Genomic DNA, 24062 nt, shown 5'->3' on the forward strand with positions numbered 1-24062 from the left:
TCAGTCGTCCAGTAACCGTAGTTCTGTTCCGAGTTTTATTGCGTGTCTGGCATTATTCACACCGAGCTTTTTCATTACATTTCCCATATGGAACTTAACGGTGCGTTCAGCAATAGATAAAATAACAGAAATTTCTGCGTAGGTTTTCCCGGCGCTGACCCATTTAAGGATTTGTCGCTCACGTGGCGACAGAAAAACATTCTTTTTCTGTTGATGCTGGCTATACAGATTGAGTGTCTTCTGATGCAATTGAACAAGGAAGCTTAGAAATTGTGGCCGATATCTTTCTATATCAATCCCAGAATGCTTTGGACTGATGACGGATAATACAACAAGATTATTCAGATAGTCATGCAGAGGGAAAGTCTGCCCCTGGTAAATATCATACTGGACGCTTTCGTTGAAAATGCGCGTCAGGTTATAACCATCCGACAGGACGACATCACTTTCCCAAAAAAAATCTTCAACACAGCGCAAAGCCCGAATGATAACAGGGTCAATGAACTGGTATTTCCTGTCGAGGTAGATATCAAACCACTCGGGGCTGTTATTGATTATCCGCATCTGTGAAGGATCTTTCTTGTTCATAATGGCGTAGGCGAAGACGATCCCTTTGAAATCCTCAAAAAACGCGTCCAGCTCACTCTGAATTAGCGTATTGATCGCTATGTCGTTGTAATATGTATCCTTCACGTGAGTTGCTTGCCTCCTGTTCGAGTGGAGGAGCAAGTATAATATGCTTCGTTATCTGTAGCGAGTCGCATTTTAATCCAGCCAACAGATAAGACAGGCTACCTCAACTGGTAGCCTGGTCAACTTGTGGCATTTCTAATGGTAAACGCAGATGACTCAGCAAATTTTTGAAGATTTTGTCAAATCCCGAATCGTTCACTAAATATAGTAGGCTGCAAAATTTAGGAGGTTTTCCGCTTTACATTCGAGTATTGGACAAGCGTACCGACCCAGATTCAAATCAGGATTTTAACCAGCAGTCTACATAATGCCTTTAAGAGCAATATGATAAAGCAGCATGATGGTTTTACCGTCGACAATCTTGCCTGTTTCAATGCCGCGTAATGCCTCTTCAAGCGTCATTTCCAGCACGTCGATATCTTCTCCCTCAGCCTTGATCCCGCCGCCTGCGCCGGTTCTGTCTTTTGGCTGATACTCGGCAAGATAAAAATAGAGTTTTTCCGTGACGGAGCCCGGGCTCATATAGGCTTCAAAGATTTTCTGCACGCTCGAAACGTGAAATCCTGTCTCTTCTTCCGTTTCTGCTTTTATGCGGCTTTCGGGATCCATGTTGTCAAGCAGTCCCGCCGCGGCTTCAATTAAATCGTCCTCATGCCCGTTGATAAAGACAGGGAAGCGGAACTGGCGCGTCAGGATCACCGTCTTTTTCTCACGGTTGTAGAGAAGAATAGTCGCGCCGTTGCCACGGTCATAGACCTCCCGCTGCTGCCGCTGCCATTCACCATCACGGCGCTGCAGGTCGAAGGTGTATTTTTTTAGGTTGTACCAGTTATCGGACAGGGTTTCACTGTCAATGATGCGCACATCTGCACGTTTTGATTGCACGTTTGTTCCTCCTTACGTAGAGTAATTATCATAAACAGCATTATCGTGCACTTTCAAGATAAAACATGCAACATCAGGAATTCATGATGCTCACCAGTCAGCGAAAACAATTAATCCTCGAAAAGCTCGGCGCCGAAGGTCAGGTCCAGTCAAAAGCACTCAGCATGCTTTTTGACGTCTCTGAAGACACCATTCGACGTGATTTACGCGAGCTGGCGGCAGAAGGGCGTTTACAGCGGGTTCACGGCGGCGCGCTGCCGTCATCTTCTGCTATTGCGCCATTTGCCGAACGGCAATCCGTGAAGATGGATGCAAAAAAGAGGATCGCCCGGAAAGGGGCTCAGCTGATTTCATCAGGGCAGGTGGTGATCGTTGACGGCGGCACGACAACTTCGGAGCTGATTACGTTTTTCCCTCCTGACCTGCGCATTACGGTGGTTACGCACAGCCCGAGCATCGCCCTGAGGCTCGTGGATCATCCGTCCATCGAGGTGATTCTGATCGGCGGTCGCTTGTATAAGCACTCCATTGTTGCGGTCGGCGCTGCGGCCATCGAAGGCATCGAAAATATTCATGCAGATCTGTTCTTTATGGGCGTGACCGGGATTCATCCTGATGCGGGGCTGACAACCGGCGATTTCGAAGAAGCGTGCATCAAACGTGCATTTTCCGGCAGAGCCGCGGAGACGGTCGTCCTGGCTTCTCCGGAAAAGGTCAACACAGCGTCTTCGTTTGTGATTGGCGATGTGTCATCGGTGAACACCATCGTCGTTGATGACAATACCGATCGGGACTGGATCCGCGCGGTATCGGAAAAAGGGGTCTCCGTCGTGTTGACCTCAGAGAGTGACTGAAGAAGCCTTGAGCTACACGCGCCTCTTCATTTTTTACATTGATTCACTTAGCTATAACGCCGAACGCTTTCGTCCAACGAACGTCCAGCGCAGGTAGTCGTAAAGCCAGTTAAACAGCATCGTATAGGGCAGGAAAAACAGCACCAGGCCAATCTCAACAAAAAATGCCTCCGTCACGGTCAGTTTCAGCATAACCATTGCCACTGGGATTAAGGAGATGATAAGTCCCGTTTCAAAACCAACCGCATGGATTGCGCGAACGAGAAATGTGCGTTGAAACTGATGTTTTTTCTGCAGGGAATCAAAGAGCTTATTAAAAATAAAATTCCAGACCGTTGCGGTAAGTGCAGATATCACGGACAACGAGCCTGACTGAAGTACCGACACGTTCATCAGCCAGGCGAGTGACAGCGCGATGATAACGTTGGCCGTCACTTCAAAAATGACAGCGTGGAAAACTCTCTCTTTAACACTTTTATTTAATTCAATTTCCATTTGCTTACGACAGCGTTTATCAAAAGCTGAAGTATATCAGACATTTTTCAACTCTTTCTGAACGTGCAGGTTATGTTAATGAGGGTTTACAGACTTATATCAACAGGGCAAAACGGTAAGCCATACACTGTGAGATGATCAGCGTGACGATAGTAGCACTTGAGAAAACATACTCAGAGGCTATTAGCATCCAGTAAAACGATGCCCATAAAATGCCAGATTTCTTCTGGTTCCATATTGGTTCGCATAATGTATATTATGTTAAATTTAATCTATGGTATGTAGACCACTAACGGCCATACAACCCAATATCCTTCCCTCGTCCTCCCGTCAGATGAGCGCTAAAATTTCTCGCATCTAAAGCGCATATCCTCTGGCCACAGTGCGTTGCTTTGCATACATATCTCTTTCGCTTTTTCGCTGTGTTGCGCCCTGTAGATCATCATCAGGCTGAAGTTGACATCGGGATTATTGTGAACCTTCCGATAGTGCTCGGCCCAGGACTGGAAGCGAGTTAATAAATCAGGATCTCTGGTCAAATTGAACCGCAGCAGCAGAGCTACGTGGCGGTCAAAATCCAGCCTGTCATGTTGACTCCAGGGATTAGGTAATGTTCCGACAGCTGCGCTTTCATCCCTGGCCAGCGGTGCAAGCCCATGTTGCTCAATATGGGTCATTTGCACTTCGGTTACGACACCGGTTGCCATAAATATCAAAACGGCACTCGCGGCTAAAACGCGTACCATTCTGTTGAACGTCATTACGTTGCCCTGAGCGGCATTTTTCACCGGCGTCGCTGTTGGGCCGTTAATTCCCAGCAGGATGACAAGAGCCAGACCATGCGTTACTGATTGATAGAGCGGATACTCCAGATTCATGTGTAGCGCAATGGGTAATAACATTGCCAGACCAATCCATCGACGCCCTCCCCGACTCCACAGCCGTTTCAGCATGCCGCCGATCATCAGAATCATACCCGCGACGGCAACGATTCCCCCTTCCATCCAGGTATAAAGAAGTTCATTGTGCGGATATAGCAAGGTGGCATCTCTCAGCCCTGGAGGATTGTGCTGTGTCATCTGACCAAACAGAGCTTCGAAACTGCCGTATCCATTGCCGACGATGGGATGATTTTGAATAAGCTGCCAGGTCACTTGCAGGATATACCAGCGCTGACTGTTCGATCCGCTTTTGTCGGCTAATCCCGGTATAAAACCAGGAAATAACCGTGGGCCAACATGAAGCGCGACAAGCCCCAGAATGATACCTGCTAACATCAGCAACAGAGAAAAATAACCGCGGCTACGGTGCGTTTTGTATGCGGCGACCAGTACGATCAGGCTCCCCAGGATAGCGCCAAGATAACCCGCCCGGCTTTGCAACAACACCAGCATGGCCGGTAGCATAACCAGTGACAGGGAACAGAAACGCGTTACCCACTTCTGACGCGCCGTTGTGTTAAGCCACAGGGCACAAACCGTGCCGGTGGCTAAAAACGATGCCAGAACGTTCACCTGCTGGAAGCTGCCGTACGGGCGTCCGCCGGGCAGTTTCGCCATATCATTCAATTGGTACAGACAGAAAATGGTCTGTAAAAAGGCCGACATCACCAGAATCATCAGCCAGTGGCGTCTGGTGATGAGGTTGACAGGCGTCTTAAGCAGTTCAAGCCAGACGATGAGCAGCCCCCACAGTGCCATTACTTTCGTCGCGGCATTCCACTGCCAGGCTGAAGACGGCGACCATAGCAGCGGCAGAGACCACAGAATGGCACCCGTTATAATCAGTTGAGTGCCAGCCGGATAACTGAATTTTACCCGGCGCCCGGTCAGTGAGCACCACAACACCATGAGCGCCATCGCGCACCAGGCCAGCAGGTTTTGGGGTAACGCCAGTCCGGAGCCCCCCTGATTCGGTAATACCCAGAGCAGACCACAGCATATCCAGACGCCAGCAATAAAGAGTATACCGCGCCCGGGGAAATAATAGTTGCAGTTTATATTTAACATGAATGTATTCATAAATATCGGGACGAAAAATCATTTCCGTCCCGTTAAAGGTAAGCAGAATTATTTGGGGATTACTGTTGAGTCATTACCATGGTCGCGCTGGCGGTAAACGCGCCGGTGGGAATATCCTTCACTGCCACCGCTGAGTCACGAATTGCCTGAAAACCCAGATCGACCGTATTCGATCCACTTTTTAAGTTAATTGTGGCTTTGCTGGTTGGGGTTACGGCGGCGTTGTTATAAATAATCGCCGTGCCTACCCCATTCGCCGAGGTTTTTACTGCCTGCGTGCTGCCAATGGTAATCGCCGTATAGGTGATATTCATTGAGACGGTGACGTCTCCGCCTGTGCAACTCACCGGGATCTTGATGTGCTTGGCGGTGCCTGAGCTTGGTGTGGTGGGTAGCGTGGCGCGATCCAGTGAACCTAACGACACACTTAATGCGTTACCGCTGTTAATGGTACAGGAGGTATTTACCACGGGCGTTATCGGAAGTTTTTGACCGGTACACTGTCCGTAAGTGTTGAGAAAATAGATCTTCCCGTCCGGCGCTTTTAAGGTATCGCAAGCATCAAAAGAGGTAGCACCATTATACTTCCAGGTAGAGTATGTTCCAGGATTTACATCCTGATTATTTAACGGTTTAGTCGCGCTAATATATCGAGTTGACATCGCAAAAAGATCTGTTCGAACACCATTAGAAACGCGTGCTAAACCAACGGTGTAATTTCCAGAAACTGGGACGTAATAGGTACCTTGTAGATTAACACCACACTTCCCCTGATCAAAAGTATGCATGTCGGCCATACCGCCGCTTCTTGCCGGAACATAGCGTGGTAAACCGCAGGAACCATCAACGGAAAACCCCATGACCGTCGCCGTCGTACTCCCCTGACACATTAACATCACGATGACAAAAGCAAAAACATTCATTATCACCGTAATAGAATGATGAAATTTTTTATATATATTCACTCTATTATCTCTTAATTAAGGATAGGCCAGCATAAAGGTAGACACCGCCGTAAAATTCCCCGGTGTAATGGTTTCCTGCCGCAGATGGGTCGGTTCCCCCTGAATATAGGCCATGAGGGTAAAGGTATTGTCACCGCTGTTCAGTACATGTTCCGGTGTCGGTTTATTAAACGGTATCGCGATGCCGTCTTCGGTTTCTACACCAATTGCGATACCCGCCGCCTCCCCGGTGACGGCTAATAAGCCAGGCAATTCTGTACTTTCTGTTCCTTTAAACGTTATCGACGCTTTGCTTGCTATCGATAAATCACAGTCCGTCAGGGTAATGGTGAACGGCACGCCTTTTGTACGGGCATAAGCATACAAATCGGGTTCCATGATCATGTCAAAATCGACACTCAGATCGGTAGTTAAGGGGTCTAGGCCGCAGGGAGCACTGGTCAGCGTGCCGCTAAAATGCAGATTGTCTTCGAGAGCCAGCGCCGGCTTGACAGACAGACCGGCCAGGAGAATGAGCGCAACCGCGCCCCAGCAAGTTATCTTCATTCTATGACTGTTCATTTTGTGCCTCAGAAATAATCAGCGGTTAGGGTGGCAGTGGCGGAAAATGTCTGTTCGCTCAATACTTTTGCCGGATCCTTCACCGGTACAGCGCTCAGCACCAGGGATTGCAGGCCGCCAAGCGTCGTCTTCAGAGGCTGGTTGAGTTTCATCGGCACGCCGTTAGCCTGAATCTGGATACCCAGCCCGTCAGCAGAGGTCGTAACGGCGGCGTCATCGAAAATTTCAGCCACCCCGCTCACCTGAATATTGAGTGCGGAATCATCCGGCGCGCCGTGGCAGTCAACGGTATAAGGAATGTCCTGTTTATTGTCGATGCCGTTTACTTTACCCACGCTGATGCTGCCAAACGATACATCTATCACCTCATCGCCCGAAACCGTACAGGGCGTGGTAATGATAAATGTGCCTTTAAAATTGACAGACATCTGATCGCCAACCTGCGCGGCCTGCGGCGTCCCGGTCAGCAGCAAGCCAGATAAGGTGACAATGTGAAATATTCTCTTCATAACTGTCTGCTCAATTAAACGAAAGTTGCAATGTGGCAGAAGCCGTGAACGTATCGCCATTTGTCACCTGTTTGCTGTTCGTTGTGCTGATTTGTACTAACTCTGCCTCAAGCGTGGGTGGCTTGCTTTGGTCGATGGTGAACCACTTCCCCGACGCCTGCGGAGCGCCATTTACTAACAGTTCGACGCCAAGCATACCTTTGTCTATCTCAATCACGTCGGTTCCGTTATAAGCTTTATAGCTTCCTGATAGGCTAGCCAATTGCATTTGCAAGAGTCCGGCAGTGTCACCAGTACAGGTAAAAGCGCTGGTAATCGATTTACGGTAATTCCCATCCAGCGTCATGGTGTCCGTCCCTTCCGGGAGCAATTTCACATCACCAAAGTCGACCGTCAGGCTGTCGCCCTGATTAAACTGACAAGAACCGTTTGCCACCAGGGTGCCATCGATATTGATCGTCAGCTTATAGGTGTCGCCTTTATTCGCCTGACATACCGTCGGGGCCAGCAGCACCAGCGCGAGGAGCGGTGTACGGACAAGGCGTTTAAACGTCATCACGCGTGAATTAGTCATAACTGATTCCGAAATCAACTGAGGCGCGAAATTCTCCCGCAATCAGCGGGGCGATGGTACGAACAGGGATAACGGTATAGGTCAGTTCATCACTGCCCGTCGTCACAAACTGCGGTTTGCCGCGAGTGCCGGGAATTACGATTCTGCCGTTACTGTCAAGGATGCGAAGGCCGACGCCAGACATCCCGGCGATCAGTAATAACGTAGGATCGTCAGGATCCGTTGCACCAACGAAGCTGACTGTGACCACCGGTTGGGTTTCATCCCATGTCGATGGCCCTACCCGATTACTGCGCTGCAGACCACCGGTGCTTTCGCAACCCAGAAGACGAAATACGATCTGTGTTGGTTTACCGGTATCGCCCGGGCGTTTCATCGCCCCTAGCGCCGAGTTATCCATTACCACATCCTGCAGTTTTGAACGCATGCTGATCAGGCAACTTCCGTTACGCAGAACGCCGTGAACGTGCAACTGTCCATTCTCACCCTGAACATTCCAGTCATCGACAGCCAGAGCATTACTCGCCACGCTGCCGCTCAGGAGCAGACTCAACGCACACGTGCGCGAGTAGCGGTAAAATGCTTTTCCGTTCACAGGTCTTTCTCCTTAACCCGCGTTAACATGGTCCACTGAACAGGTATTCCCTGCACAGTTAAAAACAAGTTTCGGCCGACCACCGTAATCATTCACGGAGGTCAGTACCGGATGTGAGCCCAGTGAAGCCGCGGTTATGCCCAGTGCAATGCTTTCTTTAGGCGCAACCATTACAGGTTTAAAACTCTCAATATCACCGCCCTTCTCTGACGTCGCTGCTGCGACAATCGTCAGGTAGTAAGGCGTGGGATTGGTTAACTGGAATCCTTCACCCTGACGAGTTAAGGTGAGTTTTTTCGCGGCCTCGTTCTCCATCCCGTTTTGTAACTGCAACGCTTCCGGGCGGTAAAAGAGTTTGACGCGGGTTTGTAACGCGAGCTGAAGCGTATTGGGTTTAGAACTCTTCGGCGGAATTTCGCGTACGTTAAAATAGAACAGCGATTCTCTGTCCTGCGGTAACGCCTGGGCGTTATTACCCTGAATTTTTACCTGACCTTTGGCGCCGGGCTCAACGCGTTGTACCGGTGGTAATGCCATAAACGGCGTCTCGGTTTTATTGCCGTTGCTGTCCTCAATCCAGGACTGCGCCAGATACGGCAAGGATTTATTTTGATTCGTCACGGTGACACTCATTGATTTCTGGTTGCCGCTATAAATCACCCGGGTGCGATCAAGCGCAATGGCCGCATTCACCTGCTGTGCGACTAACGCCAGCGCGAGTACACCCAGCGTTAAACCGATTTTTTTTTGTACAAAACGCATAACTCACTCTCTGATTTACAAAATGATGATGAAGAATCTGCCTGGCCCTCTACGCCGCTTAGCGTAAGTGGCAAGGCAACAACAGATTGTTGATTGTTTCCGGCAGCGATGGTGGCAACTCGATGTAACATTGCGCGTCGTTGCCCCAGTACACGTCCATGCGCTCTCCAGGACGTATACCTGAAAGCCAGACGCTGCCGTTTTCGGCGACAATCCCTGTTGTCATGTTCTCTCCATTGCGTACTTCTGCGCCAAACGGCGGTTCGCTGCCGTCAGCCAGTTTGATCACCGCCATGCCCTTCTGTCCGGCAAGAATGCCAAAGGCACGGTAGCCAATCGCGCCTTCCGTTAACGTGTCCTGCACAACTGAACGAGTGGCATCGACGTTTTCCGGCAGGCTGTCCAGATCAACACTCACGCTGCTTCGGTAGTAGCTGCTAACATCCGCAACGACTGCCTTACCGAAGGCATTGGTACGAACAATCCCCGCCATGCCCTGCACGGGAACATCTGCCACCCCTGCCGTATCAACGAGCATTCGGGTTCCGCCTGCCGAATTGGTTCTGTGCAGCGCCGCACCTTTGGCGGTAGCGGTAACGCCTCCTTGTAGCGAAAGACCTGCGGCGCTGGATTTGCTGCCGGTATAGCTGGCATTGGCGGTCACACTTGCGCTATCGCCATCATGGGTAAAGTACCCGCTCCCGGTACCTCGGCCATCAGTCGTGCTGCCGGCATTAACCTGGTAATAATTGTTGGCATTGATGCGCTGGTAATAACCCACCGTATTGCTACTGCTGTCTCCGCTGTACTGACTGTTGTAGCTTAATGTTGCGCCGTTGGACCACGGCACAGACAAGCTCAGATAGACGCCATCATCTTTAGAATCGTCATATTCAGTTCTGTAGGCAGACAGTGTCAGGCTGATGTTCTTAAACCGACTGACGTCAAAAAAGCTCGATACCGAAACGTTCCAGGTGTTCGTCGCTTCCCTGTCCCAGTAAGTCTGGTGGCTATAGTTCAGAAACGCGCTCATGTTCTGTTCGCGGAACTGTTTATTCATGGTGATGGTGTACAGTTCTTTATCGCGCCCACCGTTATCGCCGTTGTGATAGCGGCGGTCCAGATACTGAGACATGCTCATAAAGTCACGTTCTGAGAAGCGGTAACCCGCAAAGGTCACCTGGCTGTCAAACTCATCGAAGCGTTTCGAATAGCTGACGCGATAAGATTTACCGCTTAATGTGTCCTGATTAGGAATCGCAGCCCGGGACTGCGTGACGTCAAAGGAAATTGCCCCAAACATCAACAGATCGCGCCCGACCCCTAAGGAGAGCGCGTTATAGTCCCCTGCCAGTAGCGTTCCGCCATATAATGACCAGCCGCTATTCACGCCCCATGATGCTTCGCCAGTGGCAAAATTTGGCCCCTGAGAATGGTGGTCATAATCAGACGGTTTGCCCATCGCTATTTTGTAGCGCACCAGCCCCGGTCGCGTCAGATAGGGAATGGAGGCGGTGTCGACCTGGAAAGTCTGGGTTCCGCCATCCTGCTCTTCCACTTTGACATCCAGCTTGCCGGATACCGCCGAGTTGAGATCCTGGATACGAAACGGACCTGGCGCGACAGTGGTTTCATAAATCACGCGCCCCTGCTGGCTGATAGTCACTTTGGCGTTCGTCTTCGCGACCCCCACCACTTCCGGCGCATATCCGCGGAGATTGGGCGGCAACTGGTTATCGTCTGTAGACAGGCTGGCGCCGGTAAAACGGAAACTGTCAAACAGAGAGGAATTTAAATAGTCTTCTCCCAGCACCAGTTTTGCCCGCAATGCAGTGATGGCCCGATAGGTATAAACCCGGCTCCAGTCCCAGCTTTGCTGTTTTTGACTCTCATTTCCGGTATTGCGTATGTATTGCGCTTGCCAGTCACCCCGCAGGCGCCAGGCACCCAAATTCGCGCCAGTCGTGCCGTTACCCGTGACGGAACTGGAACGCTGTTCCTGTTGTTTCGACGACGTTGCATTGACGGTGTAATCAAACAGTACGCCCGGAATTCCCTCATCCCAGCGAGAAGGCGGATCCCAGTTTTCGGCCGTATACTCAAGGTATGCCTGAGGAATGCTGAGATAGAGGGTACTTGTTCCCAGATCGGCTCTGGCAACCATTCCTTCCAGAGAATGAAGATCCAGACACTGTCCGTTATGCCACCATGAAACACCCTTAACGATGGACTCTTTCAGGCCAATTTGTAAGACATGCTCGGCTGTGAGGCAAACTTCGCTCCCTTTCGGATCGTCTTCAGGCGGGAAATACTCTACCGTCTGATCCGGTATGTCGGTTTTATTGACCTTTAGCGTAAGCTGATACTTACCGGGCATTAAATAACCCGCCCGGGAAAACTGGCTCAAATCAACATTATTCCGCTCTTTAATGTCGAGTACATCAGTGTTAAATTCGACATTCTCTTCAGCGTGAACGCCTTTGACTGCAAGAAACGCAAGAAATACACCAATCGCTACAGGGTGTAACTTGCCCAGAAAGATGGTTTTATTGACTTTTTTCATTTTCAAAAGTAATCAACTTTGAAGCGTATCGTGGCCGTATACTCACCCACTTTCAGGCGGTCGCGATTACTCATAAGACGCAACTGGTATTTAAGAATTTGTGAACCGTTGCTCAATGTACCCGGAGGGAGCGCTTTCCCAGGTTGCGCCACATTTCCGGCGTCATCCGTAATTTCAATCCCTACGCCTGAAGCGCCGTCCACGGAAAAAAGTCCATCTAAAGATGGACCATCAAACGTCGTCTGGAAATGGGATGACAGGGTTTGCGCATCCTTATTTATATGAAGATTGCAATTGACCAGCGTTAACGAAAAGGGATTTTTATTTCCACGGCCGTTGTGAATAATTTCGCCCACGGTCGTGGTCACCATTTCAATGCTTTGCTCACGATCCGCGGTGGCGATAGCGCATGGGGTATCAATTATACTTCCCTGCATATTGACAATACCGTGGCCTTGATCGGCCAGCGCATGGCGGGGATTATTTGCCGCCGCTATGCAGGGTATCAATATACAGGGAAATATAATCACCCGAAGTCCAGATAATACAATCATTAAAATACGCTCTGGTTTCATGAAAAAAGTGCCAGTGATTAAGACAGTTGACTAATCACCAGCACAACAACAAGGTTAATTACTTGCGTAATAAGTCATGCCGGGATTATGGGTAATCCAGAGCGAAGCTTGCAATGGCCTGGAATTTACCTGGGACGATTGTCGCAGACGCGCCATCACCCTTCAGGAAAGCAGCAAACGTCAGGTCGTTATCACCATTCAGCAGTGCCTGCGCCGGAGAAGCCTGGCCCAGTTTAATCGGCGTACCGGTGTCCGTGGTAATCTCAACTGAAGCGCCTTTCGCGGTGCCCTGAATACCGAGCAGATCCGGGTTAGCCGCAGATGCGGTGCCAGAGAACGTGGTGGTCACTGATTTCTTGGTTTCGGTATTACACTGTTGCAGTTTGATAGCGAAAACCTGAGGAATAGAGGTACCGCCATCTTCCAGCGCCAGGTTAGAGATCTGACCCAAATCAACGGTTTGATCAGCACTGTCCGGTGTAATGGAGCAAGGCGCATCAATAATAGAACCCGTAAACGTTACGGTACCATGTCCCTGATCTTTTGCATTCGCATTTGCGATCATAGCACCAGCTATCATCGCAATCGCGAGAGCGATTTTCTTTGCCTTCATATAAGAACTCTCTTCAATAAGATATTGCCCATTTGGGTTCATTGCTTTCTCAGTTTTTCTGACAAGAGCAATGTGTATATATTCTTTCCTTTCGAGGGGTTTGCTTCAACAACAACACAGTGTCAAATGAGACTAAAAAAGAGTATTTAATGGCAAGATATGCAGGCTTGACGGGTCTCAATCCATTTTTTTCTCGGGCCGCTGATTTCTGGAGAGAAAAAAGGAATTGATGTTATTTCAGGTATAGGGGGATTGCTGTGAGTTATCAATATTAGTGTTTAATGTAATAACAAGCAACACGTAAGCGTGCTGGCGAATCGCTGAATAATCCCGCCATTTCGCGAGGGCGGTATCCTTATTATCCCGGAGGCAATATCATTAATCTCGCCTCGTCCAGATGGCTGCGCAATGCCGCAAAACATTGCGCATATGAATAGCTTATTTATCAGGTATTGCTTCCCTCTCCTCCTCACTAACGGCTGCCGTCGTTCTCTTCCTGCGCAACCAGATTAACTTATACGCCGCCGGAATAATAAACAGCGATAACAGCGGCGCCGTGATCATCCCGCCGATCATGGGCGCCGCTATCCGGCTCATGACTTCTGACCCGGCACCGGTCCCCCAGAGAATGGGCAGCAGACCGGCAACGATCACCGCGACGGTCATTGCCTTTGGACGCACGCGCAGCACGGCGCCATGATAAAGCGCCTCATCCAGCCCCTGTTCGGTGAACGTGTCCCGATGGGACAACGCCGGATGCGCTTCAACGGCATGGCGCAAATACATCAGCATGACCACCCCAAATTCTGCCGCCACCCCTGCCAGAGCGATAAAACCGGTGCCGGTTGCCACAGACATATGGAAGCCCTGCCAGTAGAGGAACCATATCCCACCGACCAGGGCGAACGGCAGACTCATCAGGATCAACAGCGCTTCATCCACGCGGCGGAACGCCAGATACAGCAGTATAAAGATGATCATTACCGTCATCGGTACCATCAGCTTCAGTTTCTTGTTGGCGTGCTCGAGCAGCTCAAACTGCCCGGAGAATGAGACGCTGGTGCCCGGCCTCAGCTTTACGTTCTGACTAATGGCCGTCTTAATGTCGTTCACCACCGACACCATATCCCTGCCGCGAGCATCGATATAAATCCAGCTCGCAGGCCGGGCATTCTCCGTTTTCAGCATCGTGGGGCCGGAAACCACGTTGATATCCGCCACATCTCCCAGCGTGATCTGCTGTTTCATCGGCGTCAGGATCGGCATCTGCTTCAACGCGTTCGGGCTGTTCCGGTAGTCCTGAGGATAGCGAATATTAATCGGGTACCGGGCGACGCCTTCCACCGTTTCCCCTACCGTCGCCCCGCCGATAGCTGAGGAGACGAACAGCTGCACATCGCCCACCGTCATCCCGTAGCGGGAGGCTTTTTCCCGGTTGATATCGACATCAATGTAGCGCCCGCCCTCAAGGCGTTCAGCCAGGGCAGACACCACGCCCGGCACCGTTTTGGCTACCGCCTCGATGCTCTGCGCCGTAGCGTCGATATCCGACAAAACGGTACCTGACACCTTGATACCAATCGGGCTTTTTATCCCGGTGGAAAGCATATCGATACGGTTACGGATGGGCGGAACCCAGAGGTTCGCCAGGCCGGGCAACCGAACGGTCTTGTCGAGCTCGTCAATAATCTTGTCTATCGTCATGCCGGACCGCCACTCATTCTCGGGTTTGAGCTGAATGGTGGTTTCCACCATTTCGAGCGGCGCGGAATCCGTAGCCGTTTCGGCCTTACCCGTCTTGCCGAAAACAGAGGCCACTTCTGGCACGGTTTTGATGAGTTTGTCCGTGGTCTGCAGGAGCGCGGCCGCTTCTGCCGGAGAGACGCCCGGCAACGTTGACGGCATATACAGCAGATCGCCTTCATTAATCTTCGGCAGGAACTCGCCGCCCACCTGGCTCAGGGGCCAGATCACCGTGATGAGGGATAAGGCCGCAACCAGCAGGGTTGTTTTAGGCCAGTGGAGCACCCTTATCAGTAGCGGATGGTAGGCTTTAATCAGCAGTCTGTTCAGCGGATTGCTGGTCTCCGCGGGAATTTTGCCCCGGATCCAGAACCCCATCAGAATCGGAATGACGATAATGGCCAGCACGGCCGCGCCCGCCATGGCGTACGTTTTCGTAAAGGCCAACGGGCCGAACAGCCGCCCTTCCTGCCCCTCGAGGGTAAAGATGGGAATGAACGACAAGGTAATGATCAGCAGGCTGATAAACAGCGCGGGGCCAACCTCGACAGAGGCGTTGGTGATCACCGTCCATCGCGTAGCGTTGTCAATCTGCTCTCCCGGATGCTGGCGATCCCACTCCTCCAGCCGTTTGTGAGCGTTTTCAATCATGACGATGGCGGCATCCACCATCGCGCCGACCGCAATAGCAATCCCGCCCAGCGACATGATATTGGCGTTCAGCCCCTGGAAATGCATGACGATAAAGGCAATACACAGGCCAAGCGGCAGAGAGATAATCGCCACCAGCGCGGAGCGGACGTGCCAGAGGAACAGGGCGCAGACGATGGCCACCACGATAAACTCTTCGAGCAGTTTGGAACTCAGGTTGTCGATTGCCCGATCGATGAGCTGGCTGCGATCGTAGGTGGTCACAATCTCAACGCCTTCCGGCAGGCTGGCCTTCAGCGTTTCCAGCTTATCTTTCACCGCCGTGATGACCTCGCGCGCGTTTTTGCCCGAACGCAGGATCACCACGCCGCCCGCAACTTCCCCCTGCCCGTTCAGCTCGGCAATACCGCGCCGCATTTCCGGCCCCGTTTGTACGCGGGCAACATCGCGAAGGTAAATCGGCACCCCGTTCTCGGCGGTTTTCAGGACGATGTTATTGAAATCGTCCATCGTCTGCAGATAGCCGCTGGCCCGGACCATATACTCCGCTTCCGCCATTTCAACTGACGATCCCCCCGCCTCCTGGTTAGACGACTCAAGCGCCTGCTTAACCTCCGGCAGGCTAACGCCGTACTGAGCCAGCTTTAACGGATTGACCTGGATCTGATACTGCTTTACCACGCCGCCGACGGAGGCCACTTCGGCCACGTTAGGGATTGTTTTCAGCTCAAATTTCAGGAACCAGTCCTGCAATGAGCGCAACTCAGCGAGATCGTGTTTTCCGCTGCGATCCACCAGCGCATACTCAAATATCCAGCCCACGCCCGTGGCATCAGGACCAATTTCAGAGTTCACGCCGGCAGGCAGCTTGCCCTGAACCTGGTTCAGATACTCCAGCACGCGCGAACGGGCCCAGTACAAATCGGTGCCGTCTTCAAAAATGACGTACACGTACGAATCGCCAAACTGCGAAAAACCGCGCACGGTCTTTGCGCCGGGAACCGACAGCATGGTGGTCGTGAGTGGATAGGTCACCTGGTTTTCAACAATCTGCGGGGCCTGGCCGGGGTAGCTGGTTTTGATAATCACCTGAACGTCAGAGAGATCGGGCAAGGCATCAACTGGCGTATTAATAATCGTCCAGGTGCCCCAGACGCTGAGGAACAGCGCCCCCATCATGACCAGGAAACGGTTGGCGACCGACCGCCGGATAATCCATTCAATCATCATCGTCTCCTTAATGGCCAGAATGCGCGTCGTCAGCGGCTTCAGCGTGGCGCATGCGCTCCAGCGCGCCGGTAATATTGGCCTCCGAGTCAATCAGGAACAGACCGCTGACCACTACCGACTCCCCCTCTTCCAGTCCGCTACCAATGCCGGACTGCTGCTGAGATTCGTGCAGTACGTGGATCCTTTTCGGTACAAAATTCCCGTCCGCATCGACGGTAATCACGCGCTGTTCTTTGCCGGTATCAATAACGGCCTGGGAGGGGATCAGCAGCATTTCCTGGCTTTGAGTATTCAGCTTCAGGTAGGCATTCATGCCCGGTTTCAGCAGCTCATCCTTGTTGGATACCTGCAGGCGCACCTGTAGCGTACGGGTGGTTGGATCCACGCTCGGCAGAAGACTCCATTTTTCAACCGGGAAGGATTTATCCGGATAAGCCGGTATCGAGACAGTAAACTGCGAGGTCTCTTTCAGCAGATAAGCAATGGATTCAGGCACTGCCGCGCCGATCCAGACCGGATCCATCCCCTGAATTTGCGCCACCACCTTATCTTTCGAAATATTCATGCCGGTACGCAGGTCAAAGGCCGTGATCGCTCCGTCGATCGGCGCCCTGATGGTAAACCGGGTCTGGATGGTACGGGTCGCACGCAGTCTCTGAATATCGTCATCCGGCATACCCGCCAGACGAAGCCGTTCCAGAACCCCTTTGATTTGCGTCGGCGTTCCGCCGGTACCGGACAACAGCAGAAACTCGCTCTGCGCCTCTACCCAGTCAGGAATGGTTATATCAATGAGCGGCGTGCCTTTCTTCACCTTATCGCCCGTCGTCAGCGGGTACACTTTTTCCACAAAGCCTTCCGCGCGCGCCTGCACAATGACAAACTGATAGTCGTTATAGCTGACGTTGGCCGGGATCGTCTGGGCATAGTTCAGCGTTCCGCGCGTCACTTTTTGCGTTTTTAATCCTAAATTCTGGACCTGCGTCGGATCGATACGGATACCGGCACTGCTTTTACTGTCGTTTTCATCCGCATATTTCGGAACCAGATCCATATCCATAAACGGCGATTTGCCGGGCTTATCGAATTTCACGTCTGGCTTCATCGGGTCATACCAGAAAAGCACCTTTCTTTCAGAGACGCTATTTTCCGTTTTTTCAGATGAATGAAGTGTCTGCCATACCGTCACCGATATCAGCCCTCCCGCAATCAGGCTGCTGACTATCATGGCAGCATATTTTATTTTTAATGAGGCCATGCCGCGTCTCGCTATTTAATGCTCTTGAGTAAAGAGAGATTGCCCTGCTGAACAAACGAGAAATTCACGTGGCTGCCGACTTTTAAAGAATTAATACTCTCGTTAGCCTGAATAAAGGTAAAACGCATGGTCATCGCGGGCCAGCCAATTTCCGGGATCGCTTCATGGGAAATCGTGACTTTTTTATTCGTCAGATCAATGTCCTTCACGATACCGGTTCCCGTGATGACCTGCTCTGAGGCCCCTTCGCTGGCAGTACTCATCATCTCGTGCTGATGAACCTCAGCCTGGAGGCCGGCAGAAAACACAATAGAAATCGCACCAAATACAACGGCCTTAAGTGAATTGCGCATGGTTATTTTCCTGTTTAATTAAATAAGGTTATTCGACCCAACCGCCGCCGAGCGCGGTGAAGAGATTAATTTCATTAACCTGCCGGGCATAAATAAGGTCGAGAATATTTTGCTGGGTAGAGAAAAGAGAACGCTCCGCGTCAAGTACTTCGATATAGCTGACCGCGCCGCTGGAATATAACCCTCTGGCACGTTGAAGCGTGATGCGGAGCGAATCCAGATACCGCTGTTGCGCAGCAAGCTGCTGGTTAATGCTGTCCCGCAGCGCGAGCGCGTCGGCAACCTGTTTGAAGGCGGACTGAATTTTTTGTTCGTAATTAACCACTGACTGCTGCTGGCGAATTTCGGCCAGCTTCAGGTTGGCCTTATTTCTGCCCGCATTAAAAATGGGAATTTCAATTTTAGGAATAAAGTTCCACATCCCGCTCCCTGACGTGAAGAGGCTGGACAACTCCGTGCTGCCGGTTGAAAGCCCGCTGGTAAGTGATATTGACGGGAAAAAGGCGGCGCGCGCCGCACCGATATTCGCATCGGCCGCTTTAAGCTGATACTCCGCCTCCATAATATCCGGGCGCTGCAGCAGTATCGCGGAGGAAAGATGAGGAGGCAGTTTTACCGGCGCAACGTCGCTGGCGTTCATGCCGCCGTCACCCGGCAGCGCGCGATACGTGCCGAGGACCAGCTGCAGAGAGTTATTGGCCTGCGCCAGCTCCCCCTCTCTTTTGGCAATCTCTGCCCGCGTGCTTTCGATCTGTCCCCGGGCCTGCTCCAGCGCCAGGACGTTGGTACTGCCCGTCACCAGCTGCTGCTCAACGAACGCATAAGACTGCCGGTAATTGTTCAGCGTATCCCGCGCAATGCGCAGCTGTTTGTACGCCAGCTGCTGGTTGAAATATCTCTGGGAAACGTTAGAGACGAGCAGGATATGCACCGCGCGACGGGCCTCTTCTCTGGCGAAAAAGTTTTGTCGGTCGGCCTCGCTCATGTTCTTCAGCTTGCCGAAGAAATCGAGCTCATAGCTAAGCGCAAGGCCCGCGTCATACTGCTGCGCGGTGGGTTTGTCACTTTTCAGCCCGCCGCTGTACGTGATGCCCGAGGAGGCATTCAGCTGAGGATAGCGATCCGCGTCCGTCACGTTGAACTGCGCCCGGGCTTCTTCAACCTTCAGGGCGGCCATTTTTAGATCGCGATTGTTCTTCAGGGCCTCCGTAATCAGCCCGGCAACCTGAGGGTCGACGAAGAAGTTGCGCCAGCCGGTGTCCTGATATCCCGCCGCCGCGGGCGTCAGGCCGTTACGGGAGAGCGAAAACTGCCGGGGGACAGGTGCTTCCGGCCGCTGGTACTCCGGAGCCAGCGAGACGCAGCCTGCCAGAATAAATACCGTACTGATGCTTAGTCGTTTTAACAGGAACATAACGGTTCAAATAAAGTCCAGAGTAGTTTTAGGGCTACTCTACGCAACGCATCCTGTTTGACGGGTGACAGGATAATGACAATGTTGTCATTTTTAGCGTAAGTCATTGTTAACGGCGGTACGCTCACTAGAATGTCTTCAGCAGCCAGTCAGGGGAGCACGATGAAAATACTGATCGTCGAAGACGAAATGAAAACCGGTGAGTACCTGAGTAAGGGGCTGACTGAAGCGGGGTTTGTGGTGGACCACGCGGATAACGGCCTGAACGGCTACCATCTCGCCATGACTGCGGAATACGATCTGCTGATTCTGGATATCATGCTGCCCGACGTGAACGGCTGGGACATTGTCCGCATGCTCCGCTCTGCGGGAAAAGGGATGCCCATCCTGTTACTCACGGCTCTCGGCACGATTGAACACCGGGTTAAAGGGCTTGAGCTGGGCGCGGATGATTACCTGATTAAGCCTTTCGCCTTTGCTGAGCTGCTCGCCAGGGTGAGGACGCTGTTAAGGCGCGGTAATACGGTGATTGCGGAAAGCCAGCTTCAGGTGGCAGATCTGACGGTTGACCTCGTGTCGAGAAAGGTAAGCCGGGCCGGAAGCCGCATCTCGTTAACCAGCAAAGAGTTCAGCCTGCTGGAGTTTTTCATGCGTCATCAGGGAGAGGTGCTTCCCCGCTCCCTGATTGCCTCCCAGGTGTGGGACATGAATTTTGACAGCGACACAAACGCGATTGACGTGGCGGTAAAGCGGCTTCGCGCGAAAATCGATAACGATTTTGAACCGAAGCTGATCCAGACGGTGCGCGGCGTGGGCTATATGCTGGAGGTACCGGATGCGCGTTAAGCCCCTCCGACGCCCGTTCTCACTTGCCCTGCGGCTGACCTTTTTTATCAGCCTCTCCACCATTCTGGCCTTCTTCGCCTTTACCTGGTTTATGCTGCACTCCGTTGAGAAGCACTTTGCCGAGCAGGATATCAGCGACCTTGAGCAGATCAGCACCGCGATGCACCGCATCCTGCAGTCTCCGGTCGATCCTGACCAAAAGAAAATCAGTAAAATCAAAGAGTCGATCGCCAGCTACCGCAACGTGGCCGTCCTGCTCCTGGATCCGCAGGGAAATACCCTGTTCAGCTCGGCGCAAGGGGCGGCACTGCGCCCTGCGATGAACGCGGCAGACTTTAGCGAACACCGCCGCGCGCAGGATGTGTTTCTCTGGACGGTTGAAGATCCTGCTGAAAACATGCACGCCGGGTCCGATATGAAAATGGAAACGTACCGGATTATCGCCTCTTCAGGCACGGCGACGCTGCAGGGCAAAACGCAGGGTTACGTGATGCTTATCGGGCTCTCGATTAATTTTCATCTGCACTACCTTGAGGCGCTGAAAAGGAATCTCCTGATGATTGCCGCGGCGATCAGCCTGCTGATTATTCTTGTCATTCGCATCGCGGTTCGTCAGGGCCATTTGCCCCTGCGTAACGTCAGCAACGCCATTAAAAATATCACTTCAGAAAACCTGGATGCTCGTCTGGAGCCGTCTCGCGTGCCCGTTGAGCTGGAACAGCTGGTCATCTCCTTCAATCAGATGATCGAAAAGATTGAAGATGTCTTTACCCGTCAGGCGAATTTTTCTGCCGATATCGCGCATGAAATCAGAACTCCCATCACCAACCTGGTGACGCAAACGGAAATCGCGTTGAGCCAGAACCGCTCGCAGAAAGAGCTGGAAGATGTTCTGTACTCCAGCCTTGAAGAGTACAACCGGATGACCCGCATGGTCAGCGACATGCTTTTCCTGGCGCAGGCGGATAATAACCAGCTCATCCCTGACCGGGTGATGTTTGATTTAAGTGCGGAGGTCATAAAAGTCTTCGATTTCTTCGAAGCCTGGGCGGAAGAACGCAACGTTACGCTGAAATTTAGAGGGATGCCCTGCCTGATAGAAGGCGATCCGCAGATGTTCAGAAGAGCAGTGAATAATCTGCTCTCCAACGCCCTGCGCTACACGCCAGCCGGGAAAGCGGTGACGGTCTCCATCAGCAAACAGGATAACGACGTTGAGCTGATGATAGAAAATCCCGGTACGCCGATCCCGCAAGAGCATCTGTCGAAGCTGTTTGACCGCTTTTATCGCGTCGATCCGTCAAGGCAGCGCAAAGGCGAAGGCAGCGGGATCGGGCTTGCCATCGTGAAGTCCATCGTCACCGCGCACCACGGAAAAGTCCGCGTGGAGTCGGATGCGGTATCGACGCGCTTCATCCTCTCCGTGCCGGTAAAAGTGACCTGAGGCGTCAGCGCACGGGCCGACACACTTCCAGTACCTTTTCCCTGAGCCAGCGATGCCCCGGATCCCTTTCCATGCGCGGATGCCACATCTGCGACACCGTAATGGTCCGGGTTTTAAACGGCAGTTCAAAGACGTGTACATGCTCGTTCATCGGCTGATTGAGCAGGTACAGCGCCGGCACCATGGCAATCAAATCGGACGCCAGCGCCACGGATAATGCCGTCGGAAATCCGGGCACTACGCTGGCGATCTTGCGTTTCATCCCCCGTTCCGCCAGCGCGTCATCGACAGCCCCATGTAAGGCTCCGTTCGGAGAGGCCACCACATGGCCCCACGCGACATAATCGTCAAGGCTGACATCAGGCTGAAATGACAGCGGATGTCCCTTGCGCACCGCGCCAACAAACCGGTCCTGAAAGAGCCTTTGCAGCCGTATTTCAGGCCCCATATTGTTCTGCACGCCGATCTCCAGATCGACAAGCCCCTCCCGCAAGTAGCGTGACGTTTTTTCCGGTTTCGGTGAGAAGCGGATGCATACCCCGGGCGCAACGCTCGCCACCGCAGCAATTAGCATTGGACCAAACGCCACCACAAAACCGTCGTTGGCCCGGATGGTGAACAGCCGTTCGAGATTTTCCACCTTCAGCGTGTCGGTGGAGGGCTGCAGCACCGCCCTCGCCTCATGTACGGCGCTTCTGGCGCGGTCCCGCGTGGCTTCGGCCCAGGGCGTCAGCACCATATGACGGCCGGCCCGCACGAGAATAGGATCGCCGGTCACCTCTCGCAGTCTGCTCAGGGTGCGGCTCATGGCGGAGGTGCTGAGGTTCAAACGTCGCGCCGCGCCCGCCACGCTGGCTTCTGCCAGCAGAACGTCGAGCGCAACCAGAAGGTTAAAATCAGGATCGGACACGGTGGCTCCTCAGATGTGGCGTTACGTGCAATGATTAAGTGCAAATGCTGCGTCTTCCGCCCTGTATACCGCATGATTATAGTTTCGTCATCACGATTCTTATCCGGAGTAACGACGATGACGCTATTTTCAAACCTGCCCGGCGATGAAGGCTTACCCGGTCATGAACGCGCCCGGGTGATGGCCGCCGTCATGACCACCACGCTGATGGGCGTCTTTGACGGCACCATGATCAACATCGCGCTGCCCTCCATGGCAAGGGCGATGCAGGTTCCCGCGAACGTTGCGGTCTGGTTCGCCAACGGTTACCTGCTGTCAGCGGCAATGACGCTAGCCATCTTCGCGGCGCTGGCGGCGCGCGTGGGCTATCGCCCGGTTTTTCTTGCCGGGCTTACCACCTTTACGCTCACCTCGTTCGGCTGCGCGCTGGCAACAACGCCAGAAATGTTAACCGGGATGCGAATTCTGCAGGGCATCGGCGGCGCGGCGACCCTGAGTATCGCTCCGGCGATCCTGCGAGCCGTTTTTCCGGGACGGCTGCTGGGCCGCATTCTGGGGCTGCACGCCCTGCTTATCGCCTCCAGCACGGCTATTGCCCCGGTACTCGGCGGAACCATACTGGACATGCTGAGCTGGCAGTGGCTGTTCGCCATTAACATTGTCCCGGGCAGCATCGCCCTGCTGCTGGCATGGCGGGCCCTGCCGCGGGAAACGGCCGTTGACCGCACTCCCTTTGACGCGCCGGGCGCCGTGCTCTCCGCCGCGCTGTTAGGTTCGGCGATCATGATGGCCGACAGCCTTCAGAGCGTGACGCGCCCGATTAGCCAGGCAGCCTTATGCTGGGGTGTTCTCACGCTGGTCAGCGCCTTCGCCTTTATCTGGCGGATTCGGCGGGCAAAAAATCCCATACTGCCGCCTGTTATCTTCAAAAACGGGCGCTTTACCCTCGCCGCGCTGACCTCGCTGGCCTCGTTTGTCAGTCAGGGCATCACCTTTGTCGCGCTACCGTTCCTGTTTCAGAGCGTGTATGGCTACACCCCGGTGGTCTCCGCGCTGCTGTTCACCCCGTGGCCGATTGGCATCGTGCTGATCGCGCCGCACGCGGGACGCTGGGCGGATACGATTTCCGCGCCGCTGATCTCGACAATCGGGCTGATGATTTTTGTCGGTGGGCTGGTCCTGCTGGCCACCCTGCCGGAAAATCCTTCCGCGTGGAATATCTGCCTGCGCAGTCTGGTCTGCGGGATTGGGTTTGGCTGCTTCCAGAGCCCCAATAACCGGGAGATGCTCTCTAACGTGGCGCGGGAATATGCCAGCTATGCCTCCGGCGTGTTGTCCATCGTCAGGACGTTTGGACAGTGTCTGGGTGCGGCCGTGGTAGGGGTTCTGATGGCCGCAGAGGCAGGATCGGACCCTCAACATGCCGTCCATGTTGCGCTGTGGATAGGCGTCATCGCCTCAATGGCTTCGGTGTTATTCAGCCTGAGCCGGCTGCGCCCTGCGGTTCGGGCGTCAGCCTAGACTGATGCAGCGCCTTGCAGCGCTGCG

General features: G+C 52.9%; 22 protein-coding genes. 4 read left to right on the forward strand and 18 right to left on the reverse strand.

Translation table 11 applies throughout. The features are described 5' to 3' along the window. Window positions 1-693, reverse strand: a complete 693-nt coding sequence (locus tag F0320_RS10790; RefSeq protein WP_047653312.1) for a helix-turn-helix transcriptional regulator — start codon at window positions 691-693, stop codon at window positions 1-3. 300 nt (window positions 694-993) lie between these two features. Continuing rightward, entirely contained in the window at window positions 994-1578 is a 585-nt protein-coding gene (locus F0320_RS10795; protein WP_126328533.1) for an NUDIX domain-containing protein, read from the reverse strand. 86 nt (window positions 1579-1664) lie between these two features. Between F0320_RS10795 and F0320_RS10800 the strand changes: the two genes are divergently transcribed. Beyond that, on the forward strand, window positions 1665-2432 hold the full coding sequence (locus tag F0320_RS10800; RefSeq protein ID WP_126328799.1) for a DeoR/GlpR family DNA-binding transcription regulator: 768 nt from the start codon (window positions 1665-1667) through the stop codon (window positions 2430-2432). Window positions 2433-2483: 51 nt separating this feature from the next. On the opposite strand, the gene F0320_RS10805 is transcribed toward F0320_RS10800, so the two are convergent. The 15 genes from F0320_RS10805 to F0320_RS10875 form a co-directional block, all read right to left on the reverse strand. Continuing rightward, window positions 2484-2927, reverse strand: coding sequence for a PACE efflux transporter (locus F0320_RS10805; protein WP_126328534.1), 444 nt, complete (start codon window positions 2925-2927; stop codon window positions 2484-2486). A 341-nt stretch (window positions 2928-3268) separates the two neighbouring features. Beyond that, entirely contained in the window at window positions 3269-4936 is a 1668-nt protein-coding gene (locus F0320_RS10810; protein WP_126328535.1) for a PglL family O-oligosaccharyltransferase, read from the reverse strand. 71 nt (window positions 4937-5007) lie between these two features. After that, a complete protein-coding gene (locus F0320_RS10815; protein ID WP_149323776.1) occupies window positions 5008-5871 on the reverse strand; it encodes a fimbrial protein in 864 nt (287 codons plus the stop codon). Between the two features lie 57 nt (window positions 5872-5928). Further along, window positions 5929-6474 (reverse strand): fimbrial protein, encoded by a 546-nt coding sequence (locus F0320_RS10820; protein ID WP_240168050.1) that lies wholly within the window; start codon window positions 6472-6474, stop codon window positions 5929-5931. A gap of 8 nt (window positions 6475-6482) precedes the next feature. Further along, on the reverse strand, window positions 6483-6983 hold the full coding sequence (locus F0320_RS10825; RefSeq protein ID WP_052119570.1) for a fimbrial protein: 501 nt from the start codon (window positions 6981-6983) through the stop codon (window positions 6483-6485). A 10-nt stretch (window positions 6984-6993) separates the two neighbouring features. Continuing rightward, entirely contained in the window at window positions 6994-7557 is a 564-nt protein-coding gene (locus F0320_RS10830) for a fimbrial protein (RefSeq protein ID WP_161785601.1), read from the reverse strand. After that, the gene (locus F0320_RS10835) at window positions 7550-8152 is read right to left on the reverse strand and encodes a fimbrial protein (protein WP_052119571.1); all 603 of its coding nucleotides are present in this window, start codon (window positions 8150-8152) and stop codon (window positions 7550-7552) included. The genes F0320_RS10830 and F0320_RS10835 overlap by 8 nt, the downstream gene beginning before the upstream one ends. Window positions 8153-8164: 12 nt before the next feature. Further along, window positions 8165-8914 (reverse strand): fimbria/pilus periplasmic chaperone, encoded by a 750-nt coding sequence (locus tag F0320_RS10840; protein ID WP_126328537.1) that lies wholly within the window; start codon window positions 8912-8914, stop codon window positions 8165-8167. Between the two features lie 58 nt (window positions 8915-8972). Further along, window positions 8973-11477 (reverse strand): outer membrane usher protein, encoded by a 2505-nt coding sequence (locus F0320_RS10845; RefSeq protein ID WP_126328538.1) that lies wholly within the window; start codon window positions 11475-11477, stop codon window positions 8973-8975. Window positions 11478-11479: 2 nt separating this feature from the next. After that, entirely contained in the window at window positions 11480-12052 is a 573-nt protein-coding gene (locus F0320_RS10850; RefSeq protein WP_126328539.1) for a fimbrial protein, read from the reverse strand. 85 nt (window positions 12053-12137) lie between these two features. Further along, window positions 12138-12665 carry a fimbrial protein gene (locus F0320_RS10855; protein WP_047653366.1) on the reverse strand — a complete coding sequence of 176 codons (528 nt, stop codon included), beginning with the start codon at window positions 12663-12665 and terminating at the stop codon, window positions 12138-12140. Between the two features lie 438 nt (window positions 12666-13103). Next, the gene (gene silA / locus F0320_RS10860; RefSeq protein WP_126328800.1) at window positions 13104-16286 is read right to left on the reverse strand and encodes a Cu(+)/Ag(+) efflux RND transporter permease subunit SilA; all 3183 of its coding nucleotides are present in this window, start codon (window positions 16284-16286) and stop codon (window positions 13104-13106) included. Window positions 16287-16296: 10 nt separating this feature from the next. Then, entirely contained in the window at window positions 16297-17547 is a 1251-nt protein-coding gene (locus F0320_RS10865; RefSeq protein ID WP_126328540.1) for an efflux RND transporter periplasmic adaptor subunit, read from the reverse strand. A gap of 11 nt (window positions 17548-17558) precedes the next feature. Further along, window positions 17559-17900, reverse strand: a complete 342-nt coding sequence (cusF, locus tag F0320_RS10870; RefSeq protein WP_126328541.1) for a cation efflux system protein CusF — start codon at window positions 17898-17900, stop codon at window positions 17559-17561. A 28-nt stretch (window positions 17901-17928) separates the two neighbouring features. Continuing rightward, window positions 17929-19314, reverse strand: a complete 1386-nt coding sequence (locus F0320_RS10875; protein WP_126328542.1) for an efflux transporter outer membrane subunit — start codon at window positions 19312-19314, stop codon at window positions 17929-17931. Between the two features lie 162 nt (window positions 19315-19476). On the opposite strand from F0320_RS10875, the gene F0320_RS10880 reads away from it, so the two are divergent. Then, window positions 19477-20160 carry a copper/silver response regulator transcription factor gene (locus F0320_RS10880; protein ID WP_029741284.1) on the forward strand — a complete coding sequence of 228 codons (684 nt, stop codon included), beginning with the start codon at window positions 19477-19479 and terminating at the stop codon, window positions 20158-20160. Next, window positions 20150-21604 (forward strand): Cu(+)/Ag(+) sensor histidine kinase, encoded by a 1455-nt coding sequence (locus F0320_RS10885; protein WP_126328543.1) that lies wholly within the window; start codon window positions 20150-20152, stop codon window positions 21602-21604. The genes F0320_RS10880 and F0320_RS10885 overlap by 11 nt, the downstream gene beginning before the upstream one ends. Before the next feature lie 4 nt (window positions 21605-21608). On the opposite strand, the gene F0320_RS10890 is transcribed toward F0320_RS10885, so the two are convergent. Then, window positions 21609-22514, reverse strand: coding sequence for a LysR family transcriptional regulator (locus F0320_RS10890; RefSeq protein WP_126328544.1), 906 nt, complete (start codon window positions 22512-22514; stop codon window positions 21609-21611). A gap of 117 nt (window positions 22515-22631) precedes the next feature. Between F0320_RS10890 and F0320_RS10895 the strand changes: the two genes are divergently transcribed. After that, entirely contained in the window at window positions 22632-24035 is a 1404-nt protein-coding gene (locus F0320_RS10895) for an MFS transporter (RefSeq protein WP_126328545.1), read from the forward strand. Window positions 24036-24062 lie beyond the last annotated feature (27 nt).

Source organism: Enterobacter dykesii (assembly GCF_008364625.2).
GTDB lineage: Bacteria > Pseudomonadota > Gammaproteobacteria > Enterobacterales > Enterobacteriaceae > Enterobacter > Enterobacter dykesii.

Bases quoted from the DNA above. Each gene is read 5' to 3' on its own strand.
- F0320_RS10855 (WP_047653366.1), bottom strand. From the start codon at position 12,665: ATGAAGGCAAAGAAAATCGCTCTCGCGATTGCGATGATAGCTGGTGCT.
- F0320_RS10880 (WP_029741284.1), top strand. From the start codon at position 19,477: ATGAAAATACTGATCGTCGAAGACGAAATGAAAACCGGTGAGTACCTG.
- F0320_RS10810 (WP_126328535.1), bottom strand. From the start codon at position 4,936: ATGTTAAATATAAACTGCAACTATTATTTCCCCGGGCGCGGTATACTC.
- F0320_RS10850 (WP_126328539.1), bottom strand. From the start codon at position 12,052: ATGAAACCAGAGCGTATTTTAATGATTGTATTATCTGGACTTCGGGTG.
- silA (WP_126328800.1), bottom strand. From the start codon at position 16,286: ATGATTGAATGGATTATCCGGCGGTCGGTCGCCAACCGTTTCCTGGTC.
- F0320_RS10845 (WP_126328538.1), bottom strand. From the start codon at position 11,477: ATGAAAAAAGTCAATAAAACCATCTTTCTGGGCAAGTTACACCCTGTA.
- F0320_RS10815 (WP_149323776.1), bottom strand. From the start codon at position 5,871: ATGAATGTTTTTGCTTTTGTCATCGTGATGTTAATGTGTCAGGGGAGT.
- F0320_RS10830 (WP_161785601.1), bottom strand. From the start codon at position 7,557: ATGACTAATTCACGCGTGATGACGTTTAAACGCCTTGTCCGTACACCG.
- F0320_RS10805 (WP_126328534.1), bottom strand. From the start codon at position 2,927: ATGGAAATTGAATTAAATAAAAGTGTTAAAGAGAGAGTTTTCCACGCT.
- F0320_RS10825 (WP_052119570.1), bottom strand. From the start codon at position 6,983: ATGAAGAGAATATTTCACATTGTCACCTTATCTGGCTTGCTGCTGACC.
- F0320_RS10800 (WP_126328799.1), top strand. From the start codon at position 1,665: ATGCTCACCAGTCAGCGAAAACAATTAATCCTCGAAAAGCTCGGCGCC.
- F0320_RS10875 (WP_126328542.1), bottom strand. From the start codon at position 19,314: ATGTTCCTGTTAAAACGACTAAGCATCAGTACGGTATTTATTCTGGCA.
- F0320_RS10885 (WP_126328543.1), top strand. From the start codon at position 20,150: ATGCGCGTTAAGCCCCTCCGACGCCCGTTCTCACTTGCCCTGCGGCTG.
- cusF (WP_126328541.1), bottom strand. From the start codon at position 17,900: ATGCGCAATTCACTTAAGGCCGTTGTATTTGGTGCGATTTCTATTGTG.
- F0320_RS10840 (WP_126328537.1), bottom strand. From the start codon at position 8,914: ATGCGTTTTGTACAAAAAAAAATCGGTTTAACGCTGGGTGTACTCGCG.
- F0320_RS10895 (WP_126328545.1), top strand. From the start codon at position 22,632: ATGACGCTATTTTCAAACCTGCCCGGCGATGAAGGCTTACCCGGTCAT.
- F0320_RS10865 (WP_126328540.1), bottom strand. From the start codon at position 17,547: ATGGCCTCATTAAAAATAAAATATGCTGCCATGATAGTCAGCAGCCTG.
- F0320_RS10820 (WP_240168050.1), bottom strand. From the start codon at position 6,474: ATGAACAGTCATAGAATGAAGATAACTTGCTGGGGCGCGGTTGCGCTC.